The 6978-nt window shown below is 70.3% G+C and carries 5 protein-coding genes and 1 pseudogene; 1 reads left to right on the top strand and 5 read right to left on the bottom strand.

The window, feature by feature from the left end:
* From APY03_RS44345 to APY03_RS23870, 5 genes are all read right to left on the bottom strand, one after another.
* The coding region (locus APY03_RS44345) for a phospholipase D-like domain-containing protein (protein ID WP_232324378.1) at positions 1-772 on the bottom strand (772 nt) is incomplete at its 3' end.
* A gap of 37 nt (positions 773-809) precedes the next feature.
* On the bottom strand, positions 810-1454 hold the full coding sequence (locus APY03_RS23885) for a CDP-alcohol phosphatidyltransferase family protein (protein WP_068680734.1): 645 nt from the start codon (positions 1452-1454) through the stop codon (positions 810-812).
* 95 nt (positions 1455-1549) lie between these two features.
* Positions 1550-3001, bottom strand: coding sequence for a GTPase/DUF3482 domain-containing protein (locus APY03_RS23880; protein WP_068680862.1), 1452 nt, complete (start codon positions 2999-3001; stop codon positions 1550-1552).
* The gene (locus APY03_RS23875) at positions 2998-4380 is read right to left on the bottom strand and encodes a DUF2868 domain-containing protein (protein WP_068680732.1); all 1383 of its coding nucleotides are present in this window, start codon (positions 4378-4380) and stop codon (positions 2998-3000) included. Before APY03_RS23875 ends, APY03_RS23880 begins: the two co-directional genes overlap by 4 nt.
* Before the next feature lie 289 nt (positions 4381-4669).
* Entirely contained in the window at positions 4670-6643 is a 1974-nt protein-coding gene (locus APY03_RS23870; RefSeq protein ID WP_269475646.1) for an ABC transporter ATP-binding protein, read from the bottom strand.
* Between the two features lie 136 nt (positions 6644-6779).
* Here APY03_RS23870 and APY03_RS44340 point away from each other — a divergent pair.
* Positions 6780-6978 (top strand): annotated as a pseudogene (locus APY03_RS44340) (dioxygenase); the annotation flags it as partial.

Genomic DNA, 6978 nt, shown 5'->3' with positions numbered 1-6978 from the left:
TCTGCGGCTGCTGGCGCAGGCCCGCCCATTGCGCGAGCAGCCGCACGGCCCCGTCGGGCGGCGGCTTGCCGAGCAGTGCAGTGGCGGGGTACGCGGCCTCGCTGTTCCAGTACAGGTCGAACTGGCGCGAGACCTGCCGCACCACCGGCCCGACCGTGACGACATCGAGGTCCTGGAAGCCGAGCAACTGGTCGGCCCCGTAGTATTCGTCGCCCACGTTGCGGCCGCCGACGATGGCGACCTGATTGTCCGCCGTGAAGGACTTGTTGTGCATCCGGCGGTTGACGCGCGAGAAGTCGAGCGCGAAGTCGCCGGCCCTGAGGCTGCGGTTCGCGAAGGGATTGAAGAGCCGGACCTCGAGATTCGGATGCGCATCGAGCACGGCCAGCGTGCCGTCCAATCCGCTGGTGTTGTTGTCGTCGAGCAGCAGGCGCACGCGCACGCCGCGCTCGGCCGCCGCCCAGGCGGCCTCTAACAGCAGCTGCCCCGTGGTGTCGCCGCGCCAGATGTAGTACTGCATGTCCAGGCTGCGCTCGGCGGCCTGGGCCAGCGCCATGCGCGCCGCGAAAGCCTCGCGCGCGTCGATCAGCGGCAGGATTCCGGTGAGCCCCGGATGCGCCATCAACTCCGGCGCCAGGGCCTTGCCGAGGAAGGTGTCGTCGGTGCTGGTGAAAGCAGACGACGGTGAGCGATGGACCGCCGCCGGCAGCGTCGCGCAAGCCGCGAGGAGGAGGGCCAGCGAAAGTACAAGGAATGCGCGAAGGGGTCGCATGCCGGCGAGGGTAACCGGCTTGCGGGGTGCGACCTTGCTACAGCTTCGGAATTCGCAATGTCTTGCTGATCATCAGCGTCCCCGAGAGCGCGAACAGCAGCGTCAGCGGATGCAGCACCCACGGCCCGAGCATCCACGCGCCGCCCCAGACCGCCTCACCGAGGCGGCCCTGCCAGGCGGCCCAGGCCAGCACGCCGACCAGCACCACGCTGGTCGGGATCGGCGTGCCCTCGAAGTACTTGACCTTGTCGGCGCCCTCCGAAAGCGACTCCGCGGTGACGTTGTAGCGGGCCAGCCGGCTCACCCCGCAGCAGACGAAGTAGGCGAGGATCGCGCAGTCCCAGCCGCCGTCCAGCCCGGCCGCGAAGGCGAGGGCGGCCGGTGCCACGCCAAAGGAGATGACGTCGGCCAGCGAATCGAGCTCGCGCCCGAGGGCCGAATGCGTCTGCCGCCATCTCGCGATGCGCCCGTCGAAGACGTCGAAGACGAAGGCGGCGGGTGCCAGCGCCGCCGCCCAGAGAAAGTGCGTGAGCTGCTGGCTCGCGACGTAGGCCATCGAGAGGAATACGACACCGACGCCGCAAGCCGCGTTGCCGAGGGTGAAGAAGTCGGCGAGGTGGAAGCCGCGGATCATCGAAAAGTGCTTGCGGGGCCGCGCCGCGACCGGGGAAGGTGTGGACATGTCTGCGCCTCGGTGGGTCGGGATGCGAAGCACCTTAGCGCAAGTGGCGCAGGCCGCGTGTAGTCGCCGTCCGATGCATGGGCCCGGGCATGCCCTCAGCTGCCCGCTCGAATGTTCTTCCCGAACGCCTCGATGGCGGGCGGCACCCGACTCGCCACCCGCAACACCAGGTCGCGCCGCTGAGGCGTCTCTCGCCAGCGCAGGCGGGCTCCGCTGTCCCAGTCCGGATGGCTGCGCGCGGGCTGGGCGGCACGCACCAGTTCGGCCAGCGGACGCCGGGCGGCTTCCGGATCGTCCATCGGAGCGTCCGCCGGCGTGTGGGCGGCGATGCGATCGACGGCGGCATGGCCGCGCTGCTCCAGCGCGCGCAGCAGCTTCAGCTGCCAGGCCGCGAGCACGACCAGCACCCGGTCCTCGACGGTGAGCTCGTGCACGTCGCGCAGCTTGTTGGCGAGCTTGCGGCCCAGCGGCCCGAAGCCCTGCGAGAGCGCGCCGCCGATGGCTCCGCCCAGCGCCGCGCCTGCGCCGAGCGACAGGCCGGCCAGGGCCAGGTCGGCCACCACGCCGACGGCGGCGCCCACCGCCACACCCTTGCCGAGCAGGATGCCGGCGTCCTTCAGCGCCTCGGGGTGGAAGAAGTCCATGGTCCAGCGGCCTGCCACCAGCGGCAGCGGCGCCTCGTCGGCATCGTTCTCGCGAAAGCCGTAGAGAGCCAGCAGGTCGGAGGCGCAGCGCTGCGCCTTGTCGAATACGGCCTTCTGCAGGGCGGCGACCAGGCGCTCCCGGCTGCTCTCGATCTCGAACTCGACCGCCGAGGCCGTGCGGCGCATTGCGGCAGCATCGACCAGCAGCTCGGCGATGCGCTCGCCGGCCGCTTCGCGGCGACGGGCGGATTCCTCGTCGAGGAAGGCTGCGATGCGGTCGAGCTGCACGCGCCGTTCGCGCAGCAGCGTGGCGAGGTCGCGGTAGAGCTCGCGCTCGGCGCCGACGAAGGGCGCTGCGGCGTCGAAGCGCACCACCACGTGCAGCCCGTAGGCCGGAAGCAGCGCCTTCCAGGCGTCCTCGCGGCTTCCCGCGTCGCGCAGGAAGTTCATCACCGGCAGCAGCGGCCGGGCGCAGGCGCCGAGCAGCTCGATCTCGGCTCGGAACTTGGGCAGCACCGGCTCGCGCGCATCGATCACCAGGAAGGCGGCGTCCACCTCCAGCAGGGCGCGCAGCACCTTGGCCTCCTGTTCGAAGACGCCGAGGGCCTCGGGCCCGGCAAGGAAACGCCGGATGCGCTCGGGCGGGGTGAGCTCGCCGCGCTCGTCGAGGGCGTCGATGTGCTCGCGCAGCGCGACCGCGTCTTCCAGCCCCGGCGTGTCCAGGAAGCGCACTGCGGCGCGGCCGTCCACTTGCAGCTCGATGGCTTCGACATGGCGCGTGGTGCCGGGCTGCAGCGACACCTCGCCGAAATTCACGCGCCGCGTCAGCGTGCGCAGCAGCGAGGTCTTGCCGGCGTTGGTGTGGCCAACCACCGCGATGCGGATGGGGTCTGGAAAGCTCACGTCCACCCGCTCAACGCGCCCCGTGCTTCGTCGCTGGCTTCGATGCGCCCGAGGCCGGCATCCGCCAACCAGGCGTGCCAGCGGTTGCGCGCCTCGGGCGTCGCGCCGCTGCCCTGCAACAAGAGCCGGCATTCGCTGCTGAGCGCGGCGACTTCGCGCAGGAAGCGCTCGGTGCCGCGGTCGGGGCTGGCGGCGGCGTTGCATCCGACCAGCACGCGGCGCGGCCGCAGCCGCGCGAGCAGGTCCAGCGCCTCGCGGCGGGCGCCGGCGCTGCCATCGACGCGCAGCGCCTGTGCATCCACTGCATCGAGCGCGGCCGGCGGCCAGGGCAGCTCCTCCGGCAGCTCGAAGCCGATGGCCATCAGCGTGTCGCGGGTCTGGTCCGCCGCCAGGCCGGCGAGGGCGTCATGCCGTGCGCCGCCGGGATCGGCGTCGACGATCTGCCGCGGCGCCATTGCCTCGAAGCGCGCCAGCAGGCGGCGGTGGTAGGGCTGCGACAAATCGGGCTGCAGCGCCCGGCGGCGCGAGCGCCAGATGGCCGCGCACAGCAGCGTGAAGAACAGGCGCGGCAGCAGCCCGTAGACCAGGATGCAGCCGGTGAGCCACAGCGCCCAGGCGCGCTGGCCGCCGGTGGCCGCCTGCGGCGACAGCACGGTCTGCGCATCCGGCACCGGAAATCCCAGCCAGGCCGGCGCATGCCCCAGCCACTGGACGGCTTGCACGAAGAAGGCCGGATCGAGAATGGTGGTCTCCCAGCTCAGCGTGTAGCTGCGGAAGGCCAGCGCGAACAACAGCACCGCGAGCACCACGGCGAAGGAGAGCGACCAGATCCCATGGCTCACGAGGCCCAGCGCCCACGGCGCGAGCCGTGCGCGGACCAGCAGGCGCGTGGCCGCGCGCAGCAGCAGCGGCGCCTGGCCATGGCGTCCGCCGGCAACGCGCGCCGTGAGCGCCATCCAGAGCCAGCCGAGGGATAGGTTGAGAGAGCGCAAGGGCAGGGCCAGGCCGAGCAGCCACAGCAGCAGGGTCAGCAGATGAAGGCCGAGCAGGCTGGCCAGCGCCACGACCACGTTGATGGTGCGTTCGCTGCCGCCTACCACGCTGCCGGCGAGCGTCAAGCCGCCGAGCACGATGAGCGCGACCAGCGCCAGCAGGATCCAGGGCGCCCAGGCACGGGCGCGAGCCATCTCGTCCTGCAGTCCCAGGCGCTGCCCGAGAACGCGGGCCCGCTCGACGATCCGTCCGCCGCCATCGGTGCGCGCCGCCATCGCCTGGCGCATGGCTTGCGCATCGTCGAGCGGGCCGGCTTCCTCGACCAGTTGCACCGCCTCGGCGATCGCCGCATCCTGAAAAGAAAGGGGTAGCGCTCCGGGATTCAACGGCTTCCTTCGAGAAGAGCGCGGAATTATGCCCGGGGGCGCTTTTCATCTTGGGGCGGCCCGGCGAAGAAACATGGCCCCCGCGCTCCTCACTTCGTGTGGTCGCTGCCCCCCAGGGGGGCTTTTCATCTTGGGGCGGCCCGGCGATGAAAAACGGGGCCTCAACCGGCCCCGTGGCGCTGCCTTGGACGAGGCAGGAAGGTGTAGCGCTGGGGATGTCAGCGCAGTCCGAAAAAGGACAGGACGGCCACGACGACAACGACCAGACCAACGATATAGATAATGGAATTCACGGCGCAGGCTCCTCTTGCGTTGAAGACCGCTCCAGCTTGCCAGCAACCGGCTGGCGGGCTGTAGTCGCCCGACCTCGCGCACTGTAGGACTCGCCAGGGATTCCTGGTCCCTCGCCGTCGCCTTCCTCGTCGTCCTCGCCCAGGAAGCCGCCGCTCTGGTGTGCCCACAGCCGCGCGTAGAGCCCGCCCCGGGCCAGCAGCGCCTGGTGGTCGCCCTGCTCGACCACCCGGCCCTGGTCGAGCACGATCAGCCGGTCCATGGCCGCGATGGTGGAAAGCCGGTGCGCGATCGCGATCACGGTCTTGCCCTCCATCAGGCGGTACAGGCTGGCCTGGATCGCAGCCTCGACTTCCGAATCGAGCGCACTGGTGGCCTCGTCGAGCAGCAGGATCGGCGCGTCCTTGAGCATCACGCGCGCGATGGCGATGCGCTGGCGCTGGCCGCCCGAGAGCTTGACGCCGCGTTCGCCCACATGCGCCTCGTAGCCGCGGCGGCCGTTCGGGTCGCCCAGGGTCTGGATGAAGTCGTGCGCCTCCGCGCGCTCGGCCGCCGCGCGGACCGCCGCCGGGCTCGCGTCGGGCAGGCCGTAGGCGATGTTGTCGGCCACCGAGCGGTGCAGCAGGGATGTGTCCTGCGTCACCATGCCGATGTGTGCGCGCAGCGAGTCCTGGGTGACGTGCGCGATGTCCTGGCCGTCGATCAGGATGCGGCCGCTTTCCAGGTCGTGGAAGCGCAGCAGCAGGTTCACCAGCGTGGACTTGCCGGCGCCGGAGCGGCCAACCAGGCCGATCTTCTCGCCCGGCGCCACGGTCAGCGTGAGATCGTCGATCACGCGGCGGCCGCCTTCGTCCGGGTCCAGGCCGTAGCGGAAGCTGACGTGCTCGAAGCGGACCTCTCCGCGCGGCACCGCGAGGGTTGCGGCATCGGGCGCGTCGAGCACGGTGCGCGGACGCGACAGCGTCTTCATGCCGTCCTGCACCGTGCCGATGTTCTCGAACAGGCTGGTCATCTCCCACATGATCCAGTGCGACATGCCCTGCAGGCGCAGCGCCATCGCGGTTGCCGCCGCCACTGCGCCGACGCCCACCGCGCCCTGCGACCACAGCCAGAGGCCCATGCCGGCCATGCCGGCGGTCAGGCCCATGCTGAGCGCGTGGTTGGCGATCTCGAAGGCGCTCACCAGCCGCATCTGGCCGTAGCCGGTGGCCATGAAGTCCTGCATGGCCGCGCGCGCGAAGCCGGCCTCGCGGTGCGCATGCGAGAACAGCTTGACGGTGGCGATGTTCGTATAGGCGTCGGTGATGCGGCCGGTCATCATGGCGCGCGCATCGGCCTGCGCCTTGCCGATCTTGCCCAGCCGCGGGACGAAGAAGAACAGCATCGCGATGTAGAGCACGAGCCAGATCGCGAAGGGCAGCATCAGCTGGCGGTCGAGCACGGCCGCCAGCACGATCATGGTGGCGACATAGACCGCCATGGCCACCAGCACGTCGGCCAGCACGAAGATGGTTTCGCGCACCGCCAGCGCGGTCTGCATGACCTTGGCCGTGATGCGGCCGGCGAACTCGTCCTGGTAGAAGGCCATGCTCTGGCCCAGCATCAGCCGGTGGAAGTTCCAGCGCAGGCGCATCGGCAGGTTCACCGCCAGCGTCTGGTGCTTGACGATGGTCTGCAGCGCCACCACGGCGATGCTGGCGGTGAGTGCGATGCCCAGCCACGTCAGCGTGGTGCCGCGGTCTTCCCACAGCCGCGCCGGCACCTGGTTGCCGAGCCAGTCGACGATGCGACCCAGCATTGCGAACAGCAGCGCCTCGAAGGCCGACATCGCGGCCGTGAGCAGCGCCATCGCGAGGATCTTGCCGCGCAGGCCCTCGGTGCAGGCCCAGAGAAAGGCGAAGAAGCCGCCTGGCGGAAGCCTGGGTTCGGCGGGAGGGTAGGGGTGGAGGAGTTTTTCGAAGTAGGCGAACAAGGGAGGCGGTCTCCAGGGAGGCGTCACTGTAGCGGTGCGCATGCCGATGTGCTCGGCAAGGGTTTCGCCGGTCATCCACGGGAAGGCTGTGCATCTTCGTCGGCCAAACCCTAGACTGCCATCCGAGGAGCATTCCATGAGCACGACCCCACAGACCCTTCCCACCTATTTCATCTCCCACGGCGGCGGCCCCTGGCCTTGGATGAAGAAGGAGATGGGCGATGCCTATGCGCAGCTCGAAGCCGCGCTGGCCGACATGCCGCGCCAGATCGGCCGCACGCCCGAGGCCATCCTCATGGTCTCCGCCCACTGGGAGGCCCCGGCCTTCACCGTGA

It is taken from the genome of Variovorax sp. WDL1 (assembly GCF_001541225.1).
Classification (GTDB): domain Bacteria; phylum Pseudomonadota; class Gammaproteobacteria; order Burkholderiales; family Burkholderiaceae_C; genus Variovorax.
This window is presented reverse-complemented; position numbering and strand designations above follow the sequence as displayed.

Coding starts and splice junctions, on each gene's coding strand:
- APY03_RS23885 (WP_068680734.1), bottom strand. CDS start 1,454: ATGTCCACACCTTCCCCGGTCGCGGCGCGGCCCCGCAAGCACTTTTCG.